20 protein-coding genes are annotated in these 19,437 nt (G+C 39.1%); 11 read left to right on the top strand and 9 right to left on the bottom strand.

All coding sequences use genetic code 11. The features are described from left to right. Positions 1-3: 3 nt before the first annotated feature. Complete coding sequence (locus ACK4HU_RS14720; protein ID WP_409807994.1) at positions 4-618, bottom strand: hypothetical protein; 615 nt, start codon at positions 616-618, stop codon at positions 4-6. A gap of 129 nt (positions 619-747) precedes the next feature. Between ACK4HU_RS14720 and ACK4HU_RS14715 the strand changes: the two genes are divergently transcribed. From ACK4HU_RS14715 to ACK4HU_RS14680, 8 genes are all read left to right on the top strand, one after another. Then, the gene (locus ACK4HU_RS14715; RefSeq protein ID WP_409807992.1) at positions 748-1,320 is read left to right on the top strand and encodes a hypothetical protein; all 573 of its coding nucleotides are present in this window, start codon (positions 748-750) and stop codon (positions 1,318-1,320) included. Between the two features lie 381 nt (positions 1,321-1,701). Next, on the top strand, positions 1,702-2,292 hold the full coding sequence (locus tag ACK4HU_RS14710) for a hypothetical protein (protein WP_409807991.1): 591 nt from the start codon (positions 1,702-1,704) through the stop codon (positions 2,290-2,292). A gap of 184 nt (positions 2,293-2,476) precedes the next feature. Continuing rightward, complete coding sequence (locus ACK4HU_RS14705) at positions 2,477-3,634, top strand: acyl-CoA dehydrogenase family protein (protein WP_409807989.1); 1,158 nt, start codon at positions 2,477-2,479, stop codon at positions 3,632-3,634. 76 nt (positions 3,635-3,710) lie between these two features. Further along, entirely contained in the window at positions 3,711-5,402 is a 1,692-nt protein-coding gene (locus tag ACK4HU_RS14700) for an AMP-binding protein (RefSeq protein WP_409807987.1), read from the top strand. A 359-nt stretch (positions 5,403-5,761) separates the two neighbouring features. Further along, entirely contained in the window at positions 5,762-7,141 is a 1,380-nt protein-coding gene (locus ACK4HU_RS14695; RefSeq protein ID WP_409807985.1) for an MATE family efflux transporter, read from the top strand. 362 nt (positions 7,142-7,503) lie between these two features. Further along, a complete protein-coding gene (locus ACK4HU_RS14690; RefSeq protein WP_409807983.1) occupies positions 7,504-9,462 on the top strand; it encodes a hypothetical protein in 1,959 nt (652 codons plus the stop codon). 9 nt (positions 9,463-9,471) lie between these two features. After that, positions 9,472-10,302: a DUF2490 domain-containing protein gene (locus ACK4HU_RS14685; RefSeq protein ID WP_409807981.1), complete on the top strand. Its 831-nt coding sequence runs from the start codon at positions 9,472-9,474 to the stop codon at positions 10,300-10,302. Between the two features lie 10 nt (positions 10,303-10,312). Then, positions 10,313-10,786 carry a hypothetical protein gene (locus ACK4HU_RS14680; RefSeq protein WP_409807979.1) on the top strand — a complete coding sequence of 158 codons (474 nt, stop codon included), beginning with the start codon at positions 10,313-10,315 and terminating at the stop codon, positions 10,784-10,786. A 48-nt stretch (positions 10,787-10,834) separates the two neighbouring features. Here ACK4HU_RS14680 and ACK4HU_RS14675 read toward each other — a convergent pair whose 3' ends face one another. The 3 genes from ACK4HU_RS14675 to ACK4HU_RS14665 all read right to left on the bottom strand — a co-directional run bounded on the left by ACK4HU_RS14675 (position 10,835) and on the right by ACK4HU_RS14665 (position 13,431). Next, a complete protein-coding gene (locus ACK4HU_RS14675) occupies positions 10,835-11,926 on the bottom strand; it encodes a hypothetical protein (RefSeq protein ID WP_409807977.1) in 1,092 nt (363 codons plus the stop codon). A gap of 3 nt (positions 11,927-11,929) precedes the next feature. Further along, positions 11,930-12,160: a hypothetical protein gene (locus tag ACK4HU_RS14670; RefSeq protein WP_409807975.1), complete on the bottom strand. Its 231-nt coding sequence runs from the start codon at positions 12,158-12,160 to the stop codon at positions 11,930-11,932. Between the two features lie 377 nt (positions 12,161-12,537). Beyond that, positions 12,538-13,431, bottom strand: coding sequence for a helix-turn-helix domain-containing protein (locus ACK4HU_RS14665; protein ID WP_409807974.1), 894 nt, complete (start codon positions 13,429-13,431; stop codon positions 12,538-12,540). A gap of 136 nt (positions 13,432-13,567) precedes the next feature. Here ACK4HU_RS14665 and ACK4HU_RS14660 point away from each other — a divergent pair, with 136 nt between their 5' ends. Continuing rightward, on the top strand, positions 13,568-13,918 hold the full coding sequence (locus ACK4HU_RS14660) for a helix-turn-helix domain-containing protein (RefSeq protein WP_409807972.1): 351 nt from the start codon (positions 13,568-13,570) through the stop codon (positions 13,916-13,918). A 65-nt stretch (positions 13,919-13,983) separates the two neighbouring features. On the opposite strand, the gene ACK4HU_RS14655 is transcribed toward ACK4HU_RS14660, so the two are convergent. From ACK4HU_RS14655 to ACK4HU_RS14645, 3 genes are all read right to left on the bottom strand, one after another. Next, on the bottom strand, positions 13,984-14,220 hold the full coding sequence (locus ACK4HU_RS14655; protein WP_409807971.1) for a helix-turn-helix domain-containing protein: 237 nt from the start codon (positions 14,218-14,220) through the stop codon (positions 13,984-13,986). Between the two features lie 79 nt (positions 14,221-14,299). Continuing rightward, positions 14,300-14,980, bottom strand: a complete 681-nt coding sequence (locus ACK4HU_RS14650) for an RloB family protein (protein ID WP_409807969.1) — start codon at positions 14,978-14,980, stop codon at positions 14,300-14,302. Then, a complete protein-coding gene (locus ACK4HU_RS14645; RefSeq protein ID WP_409807967.1) occupies positions 14,980-16,269 on the bottom strand; it encodes an AAA family ATPase in 1,290 nt (429 codons plus the stop codon). Before ACK4HU_RS14645 ends, ACK4HU_RS14650 begins: the two co-directional genes overlap by 1 nt. Before the next feature lie 232 nt (positions 16,270-16,501). Between ACK4HU_RS14645 and ACK4HU_RS14640 the strand changes: the two genes are divergently transcribed. Then, positions 16,502-17,377, top strand: coding sequence for a sulfite exporter TauE/SafE family protein (locus tag ACK4HU_RS14640; RefSeq protein WP_409807966.1), 876 nt, complete (start codon positions 16,502-16,504; stop codon positions 17,375-17,377). A 39-nt stretch (positions 17,378-17,416) separates the two neighbouring features. Here the strand turns inward: ACK4HU_RS14640 and ACK4HU_RS14635 are convergent, their stop codons facing one another. Continuing rightward, positions 17,417-17,689 (bottom strand): hypothetical protein, encoded by a 273-nt coding sequence (locus tag ACK4HU_RS14635; RefSeq protein ID WP_409807964.1) that lies wholly within the window; start codon positions 17,687-17,689, stop codon positions 17,417-17,419. 187 nt (positions 17,690-17,876) lie between these two features. Between ACK4HU_RS14635 and ACK4HU_RS14630 the strand changes: the two genes are divergently transcribed. Further along, positions 17,877-18,296 (top strand): RrF2 family transcriptional regulator, encoded by a 420-nt coding sequence (locus tag ACK4HU_RS14630; protein ID WP_409807962.1) that lies wholly within the window; start codon positions 17,877-17,879, stop codon positions 18,294-18,296. 320 nt (positions 18,297-18,616) lie between these two features. On the opposite strand, the gene ACK4HU_RS14625 is transcribed toward ACK4HU_RS14630, so the two are convergent. Beyond that, a complete protein-coding gene (locus tag ACK4HU_RS14625; protein ID WP_409807961.1) occupies positions 18,617-19,432 on the bottom strand; it encodes a peptidylprolyl isomerase in 816 nt (271 codons plus the stop codon). Positions 19,433-19,437: the final 5 nt, after the last annotated feature.

The following is a 19,437-nucleotide window of genomic DNA, read 5'->3' as shown; positions in this document are numbered from 1 at the left end:
TAATTAGTTGGTTTTGAGAAAGGGTGAGGTAGAGTCAACAAAGGTTTGCGTTCCGTTTTTTAAAAAAAGGAAAGTTCGGGTCTTTAGCTGGGAATAATTTGGTGGTGTCAGGTTTAATCTTGACCCGAAGTACACGGATATATTTTCAAATTGCCGGAGTTGGGAAAGTGGTTTTTCCTCAGGAGTGATGAGTAAATAAGAAATATCAGTACCGATTGGCAAGCCAGCAAAAGGCGCGGTAAGAATTACGGTGATATTTGAGATATTTCTCACATTATAAATCTGAATACAGCTTAATGCAAAAGCTTGTCCGGGCAGCGAACCTGAATTTTGATTTTCTTTTACTTTAATTTCAAGTTCAAAATTAAATCTGAATTCTGAAAAATTGACTGTATCTGAGGCTGATGCGTAGCGTTGTTGTTTATATGGGCTAAAGAATACTTGTTTGATGCCCGTTGCATCCGCTTCTTTAGGTCTTGGACATCCTTCTAAATATTCTGAATCCTCGCTGTCAATACAGGCAGAGGTTATTAAAATCAAAAGATATCCCAAGCAAAGCCCAAGGGTCAAGCCAAACTTTTTAATTCCTAATTTCCTGAAAAGTTCAATCCAAAACATAGTTTAAAAATAAACATTCTATCGATAGAAACAGAGATTTGACTGAAGTTGATTAATTCTTAATAATCAGTGTAGCACTTTTGTCTTTTCTGTCCGTCATAACACTAAGATTTCAATTAAATTTACATCATGCAAAAAGTAATCACAGTTCTCCTTTTATTTTCCTTGTCGTTCGCATTGAAAGCTCAAGACGCACTTCCTACACGTTCAATTTTCTTGGAACTTGGAGGAGCAGGGCTTCCATACAGTTTCAATTACGATTTCCGATTTGATAAGGAGCGGATGGACTCTTGGGGAATGCGAGTCGGTGCCGGAGGCTATTCTATTGAAAATAGTTCCTTTTTTTCATTACCCGTAATGGTGAATAAGCTTTACGGTAATGGACCACATTATTTCGAAATGGGGATGGGGATGACGTTCTTCACATATAAAGAGAATAGATTTGATAATTCGTATTGTAGTAGTTGGTATTACGACTCCAATGGAAATTATGTCTGTAATTCTTATGTCAATTATGAAAACAACTACTCTTTTATTCTCCCAGTCGACGGATCACCCAGTGTAATGGGGACATTGAATATTGGTTATCGGCGAGTTCCTGTAGATGGAGGTTTTACCTGGAGAGTTAACTTGACTCCAATCTTCAACAACAATGGATTTTGGCCACTATTCGCTGGAGTTGGTTTTGGATATGCGTTTTAAGATTTGACTTTTATCAAAAATACTGTGTCCCAGCGGACAAAGCCTGTTCGAAAGCGTACAGGTTTTTTGTTTTCAAATAATTTATTTTCAACCACTTAGAAATTTTTTAAAATTAATTTTCCTTAACAAGCCACAATAAGGTGTAACCTGAGTTTTTGACTAAAACAGCAAAATCTGTCCGATCATGTGACAGAAAAACACGAAAATCCCAGAATCGACCAAGTTTAAATTATCGAATTGTGTCCTTGAGGATGTTTTGAAAAAGAAATTGAATAAAAAATGCCTGATTTTTCATGCCCGATTTGAAGCCATTCAAGTGTGCCAAAATGGGTTGGTATGTACTTCGCATAAGGAGAAGCACAACACTAAACCAACACATTTATGAAAACCTTATTCACATTAGCACTTGCAGGCGCATTATCTTTTAGCAGCCTTGCGTCATCAGCAGCCGAAGATTTGATGGCACTATCAAACGTAAAGGCAAACTTCAAAAAAGTAAACGTCCTTCTTAAAGGGGGAGTGGGAGAAGCAAAAGTTACGCTATATGACATGTCTGGAAAAAGACTCCACCAGAAAAAAGTAAAGGTCGGTGAAGGAGATATAATCCTTCCATACAATCTTAGTGGTCTTCCTTGCGGAGAATACCAAGTAAAGATCTCGACAGATGAAGAAGAAGTGGTTTATACAGTGGCCACTTTTGATAAACCACAACCTGCGGAGGAACTTCCATTGATGGCATATGGTAAAATCATGGATGACAACACCCTCGGTCTGGTAGTTATTGGTCTAGACGAGCCTGGAGTAAAAGTGGAGATTTTTTCAAAGGACACAAACAAGTCTATCCATCGTGAAGAAATTACTGAGGCAGAGGGATTTAGAAAAAACTATAAACTGAAAGGTGTTTCCCCTGAAGATGTTTATATTTATCTAAAGGACTCAAAAGGTAGAACGAAGTCGATCTACTTTGAATAATCAAAACCAACCTGTTGTAGAAAAGCTCCGGATCGAAAGATTCGGAGCTTTTATTTTTTCTACATATCAAAAATTCAAAGTGAAAAATCAACACTATTTCAACTTTGACAGTTTTGTCTGATGGATGGAAAATACAAACTCGCCAAATTTCCTAATTTTGCTCATATAAAAACTAAACCCAAATATGTTCGGACTATACAGATCACTTTTTAATCAGGAGCACGACCTTTTTCGAGAAAGTGTCAAGGCTTTCATTGCGAAAGAAATTTCTCCCTTCAATGCAGAGTGGGAAAAGCAGAAGATGGTGTCTCGGGATGCTTGGCTAAAGCTAGGTGAAAATGGCTTTTTGGGAATTCAAGCTCCCGAAAACTTAGGAGGCATGAATATCAAGGATTTCAGGTACAATGCCATCCTGATTGAGGAGCTTGGCTTGAGTGGTTGCTCAGGACCGGCAATTGGATTTCCACTCCATTCGGATATTGTGATGCCTTATATTCTGCACTACGGTACCGAGGAGGCCAAAATGAAATACGTGCCTAAAATGGTTACGGGTGAATATATCGGTGCCATTGCCATGACTGAACCCGGTGCAGGATCAGATCTTCAGGGAATGCGAACTACCGCAGTGGATCACGGAGACTTTTACCTAGTCAATGGATCCAAGACATTTATCACCAATGGATTTTTGTCAGATGTGGTGGTAATAGCCGTTAAAACTGATCCCGGGAAAGGTGCCAAAGGAATCAGCCTTTTCGTGATTGATAAAGACATGCCTGGATTTACCAAAGGTGTTCCTTTTGAAAAAGTTGGCCTTCATGCCCAAGACACTTGCGAACTCTTCTTCGAAGATGTCAAAGTTCCAAAGGAAAATCTCCTTGGAAAAGTAGGTGAGGGGTTTAAATATTTGATGACTGAACTTGCACAGGAGCGATTGGTAGTAGCGCTAGCGGCAGTTGCATTAGGAGAATATATGCTTCAGGCTACGATCGACTACGTCAAACAGCGTAAAGCATTTGGTAAGCATATTTCGGATTTTCAAAATACCCGATTCAAACTGGCAGAAATGACGGCCGCTTTGGAACAGGGTAGGATCTATTGTGATTATTTGGTTTTGCTTCATAACGATGGAAAACTCGATCCTGCAATGGCATCTGCCGCCAAGTATAATATGACTGAGCTTCAATGCAAAGTGGCTGATGAATGCGTCCAACTACATGGTGGATATGGTTACATGTGGGAGTATGGGGTGGCAAGGGCTTATGCGGATGCCCGCGTACAACGGATCTATGCAGGAACCAATGAAATCATGAAAGAATTGATTGCTAGAAAAATTCTTCAGTAGAAAGAAAAATTTTGGCTAAGGCCAAATATTTTAAGTTATTGTATTCAGGACTTATTTACCCAAAAAAACCTCTGATATGACTAATCATCCATGGCATAAGCATTATCCTGCAGCAGTTGAAAAAGAAGTAAACTATGAAGCTTACTCCAGCATTGTTGATCTCTTTGATGAAAGTGTCAAAAAATTTGGTTCGGCAGTAGCTTTTGAATGCATGGGGAAAACCATGTCATTCTCGGAATTGGATAAGCTAAGTGCACAGTTTGCCAATTATTTGACACAAGGATTGAAATTGGAAAAGGGGTCAAGAGTTGCGATCCAAATGCCCAATATCCTTCAATATCCTGTTGCCATGTTTGGAGCCCTTCGTGCAGGAATGGTCGTTGTCAATACCAATCCGCTTTACACACCATCAGAGATGAAGCACCAATTCAATGATTCTGGGGCAGATGTGATTGTGATCGTAGAGAATTTTGCCTCAAATCTGGAGAAAATCAGATCTGAAATTCAGGCGAAACATATCATTACCACTGAATTGGGTGATCTCTTGGGCGGTTTGAAAGGCTTCATTGTTAATGTGGTCGTAAAGCATGTCAAAAAGATGGTTCCTGCTTTTTCAATTCCGGGATCTGTTTCTTTTAAATCAACACTTGCAAAAGGTGGTTCATATACTTTTAAGCCGGTGAAGATGAGTTTAGCTGAACCCGCCTTTCTTCAATATACAGGAGGAACAACAGGAGTGAGTAAAGGAGCGGAGTTGACCCATGGAAATATTGTGGCCAACATGCAGCAAATTTCAGCTTGGATGAAACCAAAATTGAAAGAGCGGGAAGAAATTGTAATCACGGCTTTGCCGCTTTATCATATTTTTGCCCTGACTGTGAATTGCCTTGCAATGTTTAAAATTGGTGCTCATAATGTTTTGATTACCAATCCAAGAGACATGAAGGGTTTCATTGGTGATTTAGCTAAAAAGAAGTTCACTGTGATCACAGGTGTGAATACTTTATTCAATGGTTTGCTTAATCAAGAAGCTTTCAAGGCACTTGACTTTTCGGCTTTGAAAATTGCAGTAGGCGGAGGAATGGCAGTGCAAAAAGCAACGGCTGAAAAGTGGAAATCAGTTACCGGAGTTCCCTTGGCAGAAGGTTATGGATTAACGGAAACTTCTCCTGTAGCCTCATGTAATGGAATCGATGGGAGCCAGCGAATCGGAACAATCGGTGTTCCACTGCCCAATACGGAAATTATGATCGCTGATGACGCAGGTAATCCATTACCAGTTGGAGAGCGTGGAGAAATATACATCAAAGGTCCTCAAGTAATGAAAGGATACTGGAATAGACCTGAGGAAACCGCCAATGTAATGCACGGAGAATGGTTTAAATCAGGCGACATCGGTGTCATGGATAGTGATGGTTTCTTTAAAATCGTAGATCGAAAGAAAGAAATGATCTTGGTATCAGGCTTCAATGTCTATCCAAATGAAGTGGAAGATGTAATCGCATCCTGCCCGGGAGTCTTGGAAGTAGGAGTAATTGGAATGCCGGACCCAAAGTCAACCGAAAAGGTGGTTGCATATGTGGTCAAAAAAGAAGACGAAGTATCGGCTGAAAAGATCATTGGACACTGCAAAAATTCGCTGACGAATTACAAGGTACCAAAGGAAGTATATTTCATTGATGAGCTTCCAAAGTCCAATGTGGGAAAAATTCTACGTCGGAAGATAAAAGAAGCACACATGGAGAAATTGGGAATCAAGCAGGAATAGTCGTCTTAAAAATTTTATATGAATATCCGCAATTCTGCCACTAGCCTAATTTTATAAAGTTGCACCTCGACTTCGCTCGGTGTCCGTGCGCTTTGTTTTTGGGGGAGGGGAGGAATATGCGGCGCAGCCGCATATTCCTCCCCTCCTTTAATTAACCTGAAATCCGGTGGCCGAGCGAAGTCGAGGCCATTTTGATCTACTGGCAAAGAAGCGGATAATCAGAAAATTATAAAATCATACTCTTAAAAAAAACCGCAAATCGCGGTTTTTTTTGTTTTTTTGTGCTCAAATAATTTTGAAAATGAAGTCCCAGGATCGCTCAACACGATAAATTTTCCAATCCTCCTTTTTTCAATCCAATGACCTGGCAACTCATCAAAGACGCAATTCTCGGAAAAGAGCAGGATTTTACCAGTCTTCCATTGAAGACAGCAATCTTTGTTTTGGCGATTCCCATGATCTTGGAGATGATGATGGAGTCAGCATTTGCGGTGGTCGATATTTTCTTTGTCGCTAAGCTTGGTGAGCATGCCATAGCCACGGTTGGTCTGACCGAATCCGTCATTGTTTTGACTTATGCAATCGGTTTTGGTATAAGTATGGCTGGTACAGCTTTGATCGCAAGACGTTTTGGAGAAAAAGAATACGAAGAAGCCGGTACAGCTACATTCCAACTCTTGCTCGTTGGATTGATTATTTCAATTTTTCTCGGTGTTGGGGGGTGGTTTTTTGCCGAAGACTTACTTCGTGTAATGGGTGCCGAAGAAGCCGTGGTGCAGTCTGGGAAGAACTATGCAAGAATCGTTTTTGCAGGAAATACAGCAATCATGATGCTTTTCTTGATCAATGGTGCTTTCCGCGGAGCGGGTCAAGCTCACTTGGCTATGCGATCACTTTGGATAGCTAATGGGCTTAATATCATTTTGGATCCGCTATTGATTTTCGGGATTGGATCGTGGTCTGGCTTTGGGTTGGACGGGGCGGCGATTGCCACGACCCTTGGAAGAAGCATTGGAGTTATTTATCAGTTTTACCATCTTTTCAATGGCAAGCATAAGCTGAAAATCCTTCGACGAAACCTCTTGGTAAAATGGGAAACCATTAAAAAGATCATTGACCTTTCCCTAGGAGGAATGGGACAGTTTCTAATTGATTCCATTTCATGGGTCGCATTGACCCGAATGAATGCAGAGTTTGGTTCAGCGGCTTTGGCAGGGTATACGATTGCTTTTCGAGTGTTAATATTTACCATCTTACCCGCATGGGGACTATCCGGTGCTGCGGCTACTTTGGTAGGACAAAATCTTGGTGCGAAGGAAGTCGATCGTGCCGAAAAAGCGGTTTGGCTGACTACGCGCTACAATGTGATTTTCATGGCTTCCGTGACCGGTATCTATTTGCTATTCAATCAGCAGCTTGCAGGGTTTTTCACAGATATTCCTGAGGTACGTGATATAGCTGCGCAGGGGCTTTGGGTGATATCGATAGGTTATGTGTTTTTTGCTGTTGGGATGGTCCTGACTCAGGCATTCAATGGTGCAGGTGATACCAAAACTCCGGCATGGATTAATACAGGGGTACTATTGGCTATGGAAGTACCATTGGCCTACTTTCTTGCTTTTCCGATGGGCTTGAAATACCTGGGGATATTCATTGCTATTGCATTCTGCCATTCCTTTCATGCTTTGGTTTCGCTCTATTTTTTCAAAAGAGGGAAGTGGAAGACCATGGAGGTATGATAGAGAGTAAAGTGAATTAGTGATTGCTCAGAGTTAATTTTAACCAATAATTGGGATAGGAAAAACAATCTAGAGAGGGAAAGGGAATTTTAATTCTTTTTCGCAAATTATACTAAATTCACTTTTCGTTGATCTTTTGAAAATGAAAACGCTATATTTTTGCGAATAATTTTGAAGAATCAGTTTTAAATGCATTACTAATAACAACCAAATTTTATTTGGTCAATTTTTTAATTTAAATTTGGGATATGAAATCAAGCATGACCCAAAGCGACGCACAGAGGTATGGTTATAATTCATGCGAAGATTCCACCTGCCTGCCGGCAGGCAGGTATGGCCTTTAAAAATCAAATTATAACCACATGAAAAGCTTTGTTTTGTCAGTCGCTCTTCTCCTGATTAGTCAATTGGTGACAGCTCAAGACCTCAAATCTTATCGAGGAGCCTATAAGTTTAATGGTATCGAAGGTGATGCAGTCTTCAACTATCAGCTCAATCCTTCTAATGAGTCAATTTTACAAGGTGAATTCAAATTTGAATCTTCTACCAAGGGTTCGTATTCAGAAAATAATTTTGAACGGAAGGCTGTAACTGGGAGGTTTGAACTTAACAAAAAGGTAGGCCAATGGACATATTTAGATGAACATCACCAAGTCACTCTGGATGAAGTCGTTGATTTTAAGGTAATTTCCAGATTAGTAAGTCAACAAGTAAAGATTTTAGCCAACTACCAATCTGGATTGCCACATGGGAAATGGACCATTGAAGAAAATAACTTCGAAGAGGGTAAGTTGAAAAAAGCTGCACAGTCGGATGCGATATTTTTCAATCAGGGAAATCTAGTGCAAGACTTGCAGTATAAGACTTTCAAAGGTGATAATACTGAATTTTTTCGGGCAAAATTATCCGAAGGAGGAATTATTCATGGAGAGTTGACCATGGTATATGAGTCCGAAGGAAAATTGATCAGTGAAATCAGAAATTATGAACGCGGGTTTTTGCTTGGTTTGGTTAAGAGAGATATCCAAAATGACGAACTGATCGAAGAAGTTATTTTCTATGATACCATTGATAAACTCAAAAAGCTTGAAAACGGAACCCAAAATGGGTTTAGAATAGCTGACGAAATGTTTGAGATGATGTACAGAGATGGATTCCTTGACGACGGGTATGAGTATTTGGCCCAAATGGCAGGGAATCAATTTCTGGAAAGTTTTCTAATGAAGCTGCTTAAAAACGATGACTCCTATATCAATCCCGAAGGAGAACTAATTCGAAGCCCTATCCATACCAAACGGTTTGTATATGAGTTAAGCCGTGCAGATCAGAAGTCTATCGAGGAAATGCCTTCTCAGTATCGCGATAACATCAAGAAAATTTCTGAATATCTGGGAGAAAGTACGCTTAACCTTTTAAAAAATCAGGGAGACTCAACCGTATTGGCCTACAAATACCTTCAATTGCAGGCCGAAAAACTGGAGCAATTAAAAAATCTTTTTAGTCAAATCGAGTCTAAAAGAATTCAATTTTTAGATCTCGAATCTTTGTACAGAAATTATTTCGCCTGGATAGGAAAGCCTGATACTATTCAGGCAGTTTACAAAGAGCAAGAAATTTCTCAGGTGGTTTCTTATTCTTCGGCAGAGGCGAGTACGAGGCTTATCCAAAGGCTACAGGAATTTTTGAAAGATCAGAGAAATGAACTGGATAAGCGTTTCGCTTTATTCGACATTGCGCTGAGAGTAGAACGAAACAGTAGTGAACTTCTGAAAATGAGTCAGGAGATCGAAGCTCGCACCGAAAAAGTCAGAACACTTTATGCAGATGAGGCAGTTCAAGAATCCAAATCAGCATCAATTATTGGAAGCATTTCAGAAAATATCCTAATCAATCAACTGAGAGCACTTCGTACTCAGTTTGCCACGGGTAATGAATTTGTCCAAAAACAAGCAGATGCAGAAATGATACTCAATTTATTGACAACGACTGAAGATTTGCTTCCTTCGATCAAGTCTTTGAATAATGATTTTGATAAAATGGATTCGCTTTATCAGGAGGAAATATTTAATCCTTTCACCTACACAAGATATAACCAACGAGTACAAGAGAGGCTATTCAATAGCTATGAGCTCATTTATGATTATTATATCGATGAAATCAAGAATTCAAAGGATTATAATAAACTTAATTCCTTGATACAAAAAGCCCAAAACCTTAACAAAAAAATGATAGAACTTAGAGGTCAGGATACCCGAAGACTCGAGCAAAGGCTAAACAGGGAAAAATCACCGCTAAAACTGGAGGCGCTGTTAGGCCTGTAATCGATTGGTATGAAGAAGGATATGGGAAGGATTTTTAAAACAGGAATCTTGATACTTGCGGGGATGTTTTTTATGCAAAATTTGACGGAAGCCCAACAGGTCACTATTCCAGCAGAAAAAACCAATTTACCGGCAACGACTGAATCCTGGAATGGACTTTACCTCAAGTTCCGTCTCTCAGATCGCTGGTGGTGGTATCAGGAAAATCATTACAGAAGGAGAAATAGCATTGACAATCGTTCTGATTTTGTAGGAAGAATGAGTCAGTTCTACAACCGATTCGGGATGGTTTATATGTTTACCGATAATTTTGAAGTGACATTTGGCCCCACTTTAGTTTGGAATTTCACGCCTGATCCAGGCAATCCGGAATTTGCTAACTCAGTCTTGGAACCTAGATTCTGGCATCAATGGCTGTTTACTCAAAGTGTTGGCAGAATAAAAATCCTGCATCAGTTTAGATTCGAGCACAGGTTTAAGCGAGATAATAACATCGGCGCCGACTACAATTACACGGATAGATTCCGATACAAAATCACTGCCTACTTGCCCCTGAATAAGCCCAGAATGGAAAATAATACGCTGTTTATAGCCCCATCCAATGAAATTTTCATGGAGACTGGCAGAAACAAATGGAATATTTTGGAAGAGAACAGGGTCTATACTGCGGTTGGATACACATATAATAATATGATGTTTTTCGGGGGCCATATGTGGACCTATGGACCTACCAATACTCCGGGAACGTATCGAAACAGACACATCATTCGATTGAATGTCATGTATACATTTGACTTCAGAAATAATCGAAAGGAAATAACACGAAATTTTAGCTTTTGAAAAATTGGAGATGAAGAGCAAGAAAATAGTTTTGGTCCTAGTGCTGTGTTTGTTTTCTTTTTTGGCTAAAGCCCAGTACAAAGGACAGTGGAGAGCGATCCATGCCTATGAATGGAAGGGTTCAAATGGCTTTTTTGGGATGAACTTTACAGCAGAATATTTTCCTGCACATTACTTTTCAATTGTGCCTTCCTACACTATTTTTCTTCCGGCAACAGGAAAAGCAAGCAGTTTAGACCTTGATGCCCACTATTATTTAACCGAAAAGAAAAAACAGTTCTATGGTTTAGCAGGATTCCGGTCCTATTTTTTCAATAGGGAATTTGATGGCCTTCCAAGGCAAACAGTGAATTCATTTTCCTTGGGGGCAGGAGGGATGTTGAAAATCAATGACTCCTTGGGTTTCAATCCCGAGATCAAATATTCTTTTGCCCCTGCGAATGAGGTTATTTTTAAAATAGGGGTGGTTTATTTTGTTAATTGAGAGGGGAAATGACCATTTGGAGAAGTTGATTAGAGAGTAGAGTTTTGATTATAATCTGCTATCAAATCTTGAAATTAAAACTCCAATAACATTAACTATCTCTTGAAAAATATTTATGTCGACTATCCATAGACCTAAAAATAGAAAGAATAGGGTAAAGGAAACTAATGCCATTATTCCCTTTATCCCGAAATTTTTATCCGGTATAAGGTAATTTCCTATTGCAATGGCCATTGTTATCCAAGAAAGCAACAATGTGAAATTTGCTAGAATCTTGAAAAAGAAATTTACAGAAGTAAACCAAGGATAGAATATTACGAAAGTAAGGTAAACGAAAATTAGAATTTGAAGTAATGAGAATTTCCATCTCTGCAGTTTAACTTTTCTTTTTTGTTCTTTGTCTTTTGAAATAATGTACTGAACATTCATGTTTAATACATTCTGATATGGGATAATGAAACAATCTCCTGGAATTTCTTTCGCCGGAATATTTTTACCATTTGAATCACTATACCTCCGGGTTCCGGCCAAGTATATGGTTTCTAAATTCCCGTCTTGAGAAATGGTAAATTGTACTAAGTTTCCAGAGAACAATCTATCGTCCCCATCCCCATATTTAACTAAAATATCGACAAGGGTGGCTTCAACTTTTCCCGACAGCGGAATATTATTTTGAAATTCTCTAGTCTTAAGGATTTCTCCAGAAAAGTAATAATGCCATTTATTTGAAAAACGAAGGACTTCTGTATAAATATCCAACTTAGTTATCCGTACAAATTTGTGGCATAGATGACCAAGAATTACCGCTACAATGACAGAACAGATAAAATAGTACAGAAAATTCGTTAAGTCTGAAAGTTCTAAGATTGGAACCTTATTTTCATTTAACTCTCCGTGGGTTCTTGTTAATAATTCAAAGATGCTTTTTGAATCGACATTAAAAGTGTTGATAAAAAGGTAAAAAGTGATCACTTGGGTGATCATACCCCAAAAGAGGCTAGTGACAAATCGGTCCGCAAATTGTCCCGATTGAAACTGTTGGGAAAAAGGACCCTGAAAATAGAAACGCTTAAAAAATACGCCAGGTACTACCAGAATTACAATGTACGCTATGGTTACAATGGTAATACTGGCATCCATAGATTAATGGTTGAGGCTTAACGTAATTTTTTTGTGATTAGATAGCTCCAAATCCACTTCCTTGATATCCTTTTCAGCATTTTTCAACTGGTCAATTGCATCGAAGTATTTTTTGCGGTCTTCTGGGTTTTCAAGGATTTCCTGAATGTCAGAGCTAAGAAGCTGCTCTTGCGAGAAAAAATAAGTAGCTAATACGCTCTTAGCCTCCTTTAGGATTCTAGTAATCAGTGCCATAGCTTTTAGATTGGGTTAGTTAAATTTACTCCTTTTGCGGTATTTACATCAAAATAACTTCAAAAGTTTCGATTTTATTGAAGGAATTTGGAAAAAAGTCGGTTTTGACATTAAATGTCATTTTTTCAAAATTGGCCAAAATATAGATTTTAACCTTTGAATCGTACCTCTTTGATTTAGCTGATCTAATTTTTCAAGGTTAAAACACTCTGTCCTTACATCACCAAGTTTTCCTTTCTGAATTCTGCCAACTTTTGATTTTTCAGGGATGCTGCCTTGCTGATGGATATGAACTCTTCTGCCAAGGCCCTAAACAAAAGCTGGGAAAAGCGATTGGAATGCTCTTCGCCTATATAGTCTACCGGTTCTTGCTGCCGTTAGCCTAATTGATTGAAAACAATATAGAATTGCTTGAGATAATTCTCCGAAATCAACTGAAGATCCTTTGCACGGTAAACGATGGCTTGCATGGAAATCCCGTATTGTTGCTTGATAGCGGCTAATTCCTGAAATGAAAGCTTACTCCGATTTCCTCCAAGCTCCTTTTTTAAGGTCTCCCTTGGGATAAGCATTGCGGTGGCAAAGGCATGGCAAAACTTCTCTTTTTCTTTTTCAAGAAGGTGATTGACATCTAAAAGCAAATGCGCCAACTCATGCAATGCGTTAAAACGCTTTCGATCTGGAACCTCACTCAACTTGGCTTTATTGAGAACAATCAGGGGAATGTTTTTACCATTTACCCAAGTGCAAAATCCATCAAACTCTTCGGTGGAATCAATTTCCAGAACCTTTACATGGTGATCTTCCAAAAGCCCAATCACATTGGAGAGGGCGCCAGTTCCCAGGCCCCATTCCTTACGCAGGGTTTCAGCAGCTAGTTCGATGTCCTTTTGTGATTGAATAGGAATGTTCTGAATTGGATTCTCAAACTTCGTTTCGATTCCTAAAATCTGTTCCAGTTCCAGATATTTACTCAGTTCATCTTTAGCGATTTCTACAATCCGGGTTCGCTCCTTTGCGGGAAATACCCTCAATTTTGGGTTTTCCTGAACATCCATTTCCAGAACATGTGATGAGAAAAAATAATCCGGACGCACTCCAAGTGCTTCGGAAAGAATTCCGATCATCTCACTGTCGGGGATGACATGCCCCAATTCGTATTTGCTCAGAGATTGCTTGGTGATCTGATTTTTGATCTTGTCTGCCAAGCCCTGTAGGGAAAGTCCATTCATCAGGCGGGCTGTTTTTAGGCGTTCGGCAAAGTAATTCATGGAGTTTTACTTTTATAGTGAAATGAACAATTGGTTGACAAATTTAAATTTTTTCGACAGTTTGTCAATCTTGTAACAGAGAGAGTTGCTTTCAGATGTTATATATTTGTAGTACCATTTTTTAACCAAACCGTCTATGAATCAGGATCAAGTAATCGGAAAAAACATCCAAGCCCTTCGCAAGAAGCAAGGGTTTGCTCATGATCAGATAGCTGAGTATCTAGATATCACTCCAAAGGAATTAAGCGATTTTGAAAACGGAAGGAGACATATTCCTACTTTTCTTATGTCTTTATTGGCAAATTTGTATGGTGTAGATAAATATGACTTCTATGAAGAAACCCTAGAAATAGAAAGTGTAATTCCTGATTTGGATTTTAGAGTTGATACTATCGAAGCATCTGACTTGAAGCAACTCGCCTCATTCAAAAAAATCATCCGAAATTATCTAGAAATGTCGGCACTTTTGGAAGGGCACCAGCACTGAGATTTTTGGGAGGAATATTTGATGATGGATAATTCAAAGAAAATTGAACTTAACTATCTTAAAAATTAGGAGACTTTGACTTTAAACTCCAAGCCCAGCACCAAAGACATCATTGCCAAAATTTCCCAAGAAGGTTTTCGATCACCTCTTAAAAGTTGGGTCAAGTGGGAAACAGAGGTATCTATTTCGTTGGCCAACTCTTTTTTCGTTATTCCTGTCTCTTTCATTTTTTCATCTACTAATCCCAAGAATTGTAGGGCTAGAACACTGGCTTTGATTTCGATGGACTCTTCTTCAGTCATATCCTAAAGGAGATTTCTGCATTGGGTTTGAAATTTGTTTTCCATTTCAGTTGTGATTTAATTTTGCTCAAGTATGCCATTATCTCCTCAAATTCCGATTTAGTTCTTCGACCAGTTCAAACACCCTAGTGACCGGATTCTGCTGATGGTAGGGTAAGTCTGATCTGTCTTCATAAATTTTTCGTGCACGTTCTATGGCTTTTGACTGTGAGGAAGCCAAATGTTTTTCTAAAATGTCATACAATTTCTGGCAAAAATCATAGCGTTTGCCCTCTTTTTCATAGTTCAAATCGAGGAGCTTCCCTAGCTCTTCATAATAGAAAGTCCGGTGATTTTCAGCATCGGTATACTCAAAGTGGAGGTAAAACCACAACTCAAAGGCATCATTGGAATAGGCGACTTTATATCCCAAATTTTTTGCTTTTTCGATGGCATTGTCAAAATCACTGAACTCAGCTTCGCCTCTCTTGACATCCATATCAAATACACACCAGACTTCATCCCTCTTTTCTTCCGATTGGATCATTTCCGTAGTCTCCACGAGTTTAAGTTTGGACTGACCACCCAGATTGATAGCATCCACCTTGAGCCCCAAAACCGGAAAGGATTTGAAATACATCTCCTCAGTTTGTCCTTCACATACGATCAGGATAGTCTTATTGATCGGGATTTCTTCTATCCGATAGGATGTAGGTTTGGGCCTTCGATTCCAAGCCTTTTCACTATCAGTGACTTTTCGAGCTTTGGTTTTCTTCGGCATTACTCAAAGTCAGATAAGGTTGAAAAATCGCCCAGAAACGGGATAGCACCATATTTCCCTTGGATATAATCTTTTTCAAAGGACGCATCATTTCTAACTCCTTTGATTTCCACCAAGGTGTACAAATGGCTTGCACCATACCGATCTTTTTCCACAAAGTCGATTTGATCCCTTCTTAGAAGATCCGCGGAAAGCAGGTTGGTGTCGTGCGTGATGAAGATCAGTTGGGATTTTTTATTGCCTCCTGAATTAAATAACTCTGCAATCTTCTTGGTGAGCAAGGGGTGAAATCTGGCATCGAATTCATCAATAACCAAAGTAGACCCCTCCTGGAGGCTTTCGAAAATAAAAGGACTTAATTCAAACATTTTTTTGGTGCCTTCCGATTCTTGTACATCAAAAGCAAAATCACTTCTCCCGATTGGCTCTAGCTTTTCATTGTATTTTGCTCTGCTGGAAATAATTATTTTCTCTTTTTTTAAATTTTGTTTTAAATCTTCTGGAAAATCTTTCGGTAAATTTTCCGCTTTTAATTCAACTGCATTAATATCGTCAATTCCTAAGTCTGCTTTTCTCAAGAAGTTTAAAATGAATTTTTTCCTTTCAGAATTATTTAGATAATCACTTGCAATGCGATATCCGGCATGATGGCCTAATCCACTAACTACCGTAATTGTTGAAATTGCTTCCATTAACTTCTTTGAAACTTTCCCAAATCCAAAAGAGGCTAGGGACGAAAGAAATAAAGAATTACTTCTGAAAATTTGGCCTTCACTTTGTCCTCCTGATAGTGCAATAGATTTTTGCCCTTCTTCGAAGTGAGTTTTATTGATTTCAATTATTTGATCTCCTTCACGAATAAATAGGGCTTGTTCTTTTAACTTAGGTGTTGAAAAAAGCCATTCGCTTTTGATTGAGATTTCATTTGCTTCAAATCCATATCGATACCGAATCCCATCAACTCTGAAAATCATTTGAAAAAAGCTGGGTTCACCCGCAGATTCCGTTGAAAGTTGAAAAGACTCGATCATTTCCAAAACCTTCTCATTTCTCACAGACTCATTGATAATCCGGATATAGGTCACCAAAGCCTTGATCACATTGCTTTTCCCACTGGCATTTGCCCCGTAGATGGCTTTGGACTTCAGCAAGCTAAGCTCATCTTCTACCGGAATAAGGTTTGCAGAATCAAGTCGGGTGTTTTTGGATTTGATCTTGGCCGCGGTCATATTCAAGGTCTGCATTTCCTTGAAGGACCAAAAGTTCCCAAAGCTGAATTCCTCAATCATTTTGTAAATTAAATATTTGTGAAATATTCACAAATATGAGAATATGGATTAAGATTTTGTTCATACACTTAATTTTTTTTTGGGGTCCCAAAGATTAAAAATTAAATCACTCTTCTATCTACTATGTTTTATTTTGTTCATCAATTAAATTTTTTTAATCCTATAAAAATGGTAGGAATTATAGAATAAGTTTTATTTTTGAATCGAATTCTGCTTTCGACCTATTAAATTCATGGAAAAACTTATTCTACGACTCAGAAATGAGCCTTTTTGGACCATGTTCTTTGCATTCGCTGCAATGATATTTTTTCTGATGGTCACGCAAACTTTGACTCAATCCATTAAAAGCTGGGAATTAGACACCGAAATGTTCCTTTGGTTTTTGCTGGTAGGGTTTGTAGCACAGAGTATTGATGGGGCATTGGGAATGGCATATGGTGTAAGTTGCAATTCGATCTTATTGGATATTGGAATTCCTCCGGCAGCGGCTTCGGCTTGGGTGCATTTTGCGCAGGTGTTTACAAGTTTGGCTTCCGGGATTTCTCATTGGAAAATGGGAAATGTGGATTGGAAACTTGCCAAGAAACTCCTGATTCCAGGAGTGATAGGATCGATGATTGGCGCATTTTTACTATCCAATGTAGATGGGGATATGGTCAAGCCTGTCATTGCTGTTTACTTACTTGTAATGGGTTTTGTAATCTTGAGAAAAGCACGAAAAAGTCACCATGCCATCAAATTCAATCGTGAAAGTAGGAGTCTCCCGGTATTGGCGACAGCCGGTGGATTTGCAGATGCTATCGGTGGGGGAGGTTGGGGTCCAATCGTCAACAGTACCTTATTGAGCAAAGGGAAAATTGCCCGTTACGCCATTGGAACAGGTAATTTTGTAGAGTTTTTTGTGTCTTTGGCCAGTGCATCAACTTTCTTGTTTTTCGTCAAAGAACTCAGTTTGGCACCTGTACTTGGCTTGATCATAGGAGGGATAATCGCAGCACCATTTGCGGCCTATATCTGCAAGTTGGTCAAGCCAAAACACCTGATGGTGGCAGTTGGAATTTTGATCATTATTTTGAGTATTCGGACATTCTATTTGGCGATTTTTTAATCGCATCTTAGCTCTATCCTCAATTTAATTCACACTGGATTAATTTGTTTTCCTGTGAAACTTATACCCAAATCCAACTGATCGTATCCAATTTTTCGCCGCATCTTGATGGAAAAAAGGTGCGATAAGTACCAGATTTTTGTAATCAATTCGAGGTGATACCCCGAGTCTAGCTCCAAGTTTACCATCGAGGGAATACAGTGAAGGCAAAGCACCAACGCCGATTTTAAGGTCTTTGGAAAGCGTAAGAAACAAAGCCGGGCCTCCCACATTTACCGAATAGAAGTTTTTCCCAAAGGATACTCCAAGCATTCCTTCCAGTCCAACCTGCCATCTCTCATTGTCATTGGAGGTATTTTCCTGAGCGAATGTGGATTGATAAAAACAAAAACAAGGGGAGGAATTTTTTTTGAGACTTAGTTTTTCAGTTGTTTTTTAACCACTGAAATTGATTCTCTAACGCTGGTTTTTTGTACTTTCAGGCATAGATTACTATTCAATGCTATCCAAAAGAGCCAAGTACGCAATCAAAACCATTCTTTTTCTGCAAGATCATCCTGAACTGGTTCCCGCTTCTGCCAAATTGATTTCAGAGCGGGAAACGATCCCTTATAAATTTCTGGAAAATATTCTTAGAGATCTTAAAACCCATCAATTGGTTAAAAGTGTAAGAGGGGCCGAAGGTGGCTATGCTTTGGCAAAAGATCCTTCAGAGATTAGTGTTGCGCAAGTGATGCGTGCTATGGACGGTCCGATCGCTTTGATTCCTTGTATCTCTGAGCGATTCTATGAGTCTTGTCCGGAGTGTACGGATGAAGAGACTTGCCGAATCAGAAAGCTTTTTGCAGAAGTAAGGTCTGAAATGGTTCCTATTTTGGAAAGGCCAATAACTACTTTGGCGAAAACATATGAGACTTAATAAATTCAGGCCTTAAGTTTTGTATTAAAATTCAAGCATTAAAATTTAAACCAAAAAAAAGGACAGCGATCAACTGTCCTTTGCTTGTAAATAATTAAGTGAGAATTTGCGAGGAAATTTAATCCCGCTTTTTACTTTCTTTTTTTGCGGCTTTGTCAGCTCGCTTTTCCTTCAAGGTTTTGGTGGCTTTTGACTTATCGTCTTTCTTTTTGCCTTCCGGTTGCTTTGCCATAGAAATGGATGTTTATTTTGTTTGTGTTGTTTTGTTCAACTTTCAGGAAGTTACTCAATTGATAAATTCCTTTTGAACTACAACGGGTTTATTTTTTTGAAATTATTTTCATACTTAGAATTCTCACTTCATTGATCGGGCGATCCTGTCGGTTAGTCTCCACAGCAGCAATAGCATCCACTACTTCCAAGCCCGAAATCACCTCGCCAAAGACCGTGTAGTTTTGATCCAAGTGCGGGGTGCCTCCTAATGATTTATAGACTTGGCGATGTGCATCAGGAATCTCATACTTTTCAAAATTCCAGTAATTATCCAGTACTGAGTTAAGCCTTAAATTTAGATTTCTGGTCAACACCGTGTCTTTTTCAGTTCTTGCCTGCTCAAGTGAATCTATCAGTGGCTTGATCGCGGGATCATTAATTCCGTAATGGCGAGAAAGCATTTTATTGATCCTGCCTTGATTGTGTTCCAAAAGGCTGTCATTTTGAACTTTTCCCTGCACAATATAAAACTGTGTACTGCTTGAAGCCCGCTGAGGATTGTTGGTTCGTGCAGCGGCCAATGCACCCTTTTTATGAAAAAGTCCGGGAACAATCTCTGAGGGAATCTGATAGGGGAGATCGCCACTGCCAAGTCTTGCAACTGAATCCGCATACTTGCTCTTAACATCCCCACCCTGAATCATAAATTCTCGAATCACTCGATGAAAAAGCAAACTATCGTAAGTTCCCGCTTCAACGAGCTTAATAAAATTATCCCGGTGTAGGGGAGTTTCATCGGATAATTGCAGGATAATTGTCCCATAATTGGTGACCAGTTCAATTTGAGTTGGCTCTGGATTTTCAGATTTTACAAATCCTAAAAGCAGAAAAAGCGGGATTAAATATGTGAGTAGTTTTTGCATTGCAT

This window comes from Algoriphagus sp. (genome assembly GCF_046296635.1).
In the GTDB taxonomy this organism is placed as follows: domain Bacteria; phylum Bacteroidota; class Bacteroidia; order Cytophagales; family Cyclobacteriaceae; genus Algoriphagus.
The sequence above is the reverse complement of the archived record's forward strand: the minus strand, read 5'-3'. Positions and strand labels throughout refer to the sequence as shown.

Bases quoted from the DNA above. Each gene is read 5' to 3' on its own strand.
- ACK4HU_RS14670 (WP_409807975.1), bottom strand. From the start codon at position 12,160: ATGGCACTGATTACTAGAATCCTAAAGGAGGCTAAGAGCGTATTAGCT.
- ACK4HU_RS14645 (WP_409807967.1), bottom strand. From the start codon at position 16,269: ATGATTGAGGAATTCAGCTTTGGGAACTTTTGGTCCTTCAAGGAAATG.
- ACK4HU_RS14705 (WP_409807989.1), top strand. From the start codon at position 2,477: ATGTTCGGACTATACAGATCACTTTTTAATCAGGAGCACGACCTTTTT.
- ACK4HU_RS14695 (WP_409807985.1), top strand. From the start codon at position 5,762: ATGACCTGGCAACTCATCAAAGACGCAATTCTCGGAAAAGAGCAGGAT.
- ACK4HU_RS14700 (WP_409807987.1), top strand. From the start codon at position 3,711: ATGACTAATCATCCATGGCATAAGCATTATCCTGCAGCAGTTGAAAAA.
- ACK4HU_RS14665 (WP_409807974.1), bottom strand. From the start codon at position 13,431: ATGAATTACTTTGCCGAACGCCTAAAAACAGCCCGCCTGATGAATGGA.
- ACK4HU_RS14710 (WP_409807991.1), top strand. From the start codon at position 1,702: ATGAAAACCTTATTCACATTAGCACTTGCAGGCGCATTATCTTTTAGC.
- ACK4HU_RS14685 (WP_409807981.1), top strand. From the start codon at position 9,472: ATGAAGAAGGATATGGGAAGGATTTTTAAAACAGGAATCTTGATACTT.
- ACK4HU_RS14720 (WP_409807994.1), bottom strand. From the start codon at position 618: ATGTTTTGGATTGAACTTTTCAGGAAATTAGGAATTAAAAAGTTTGGC.
- ACK4HU_RS14680 (WP_409807979.1), top strand. From the start codon at position 10,313: ATGAAGAGCAAGAAAATAGTTTTGGTCCTAGTGCTGTGTTTGTTTTCT.
- ACK4HU_RS14630 (WP_409807962.1), top strand. From the start codon at position 17,877: ATGCTATCCAAAAGAGCCAAGTACGCAATCAAAACCATTCTTTTTCTG.
- ACK4HU_RS14675 (WP_409807977.1), bottom strand. From the start codon at position 11,926: ATGGATGCCAGTATTACCATTGTAACCATAGCGTACATTGTAATTCTG.
- ACK4HU_RS14655 (WP_409807971.1), bottom strand. From the start codon at position 14,220: ATGACTGAAGAAGAGTCCATCGAAATCAAAGCCAGTGTTCTAGCCCTA.
- ACK4HU_RS14690 (WP_409807983.1), top strand. From the start codon at position 7,504: ATGAAAAGCTTTGTTTTGTCAGTCGCTCTTCTCCTGATTAGTCAATTG.
- ACK4HU_RS14650 (WP_409807969.1), bottom strand. From the start codon at position 14,980: ATGCCGAAGAAAACCAAAGCTCGAAAAGTCACTGATAGTGAAAAGGCT.
- ACK4HU_RS14715 (WP_409807992.1), top strand. From the start codon at position 748: ATGCAAAAAGTAATCACAGTTCTCCTTTTATTTTCCTTGTCGTTCGCA.
- ACK4HU_RS14640 (WP_409807966.1), top strand. From the start codon at position 16,502: ATGGAAAAACTTATTCTACGACTCAGAAATGAGCCTTTTTGGACCATG.
- ACK4HU_RS14635 (WP_409807964.1), bottom strand. From the start codon at position 17,689: ATGCTTGGAGTATCCTTTGGGAAAAACTTCTATTCGGTAAATGTGGGA.
- ACK4HU_RS14660 (WP_409807972.1), top strand. From the start codon at position 13,568: ATGAATCAGGATCAAGTAATCGGAAAAAACATCCAAGCCCTTCGCAAG.
- ACK4HU_RS14625 (WP_409807961.1), bottom strand. From the start codon at position 19,432: ATGCAAAAACTACTCACATATTTAATCCCGCTTTTTCTGCTTTTAGGA.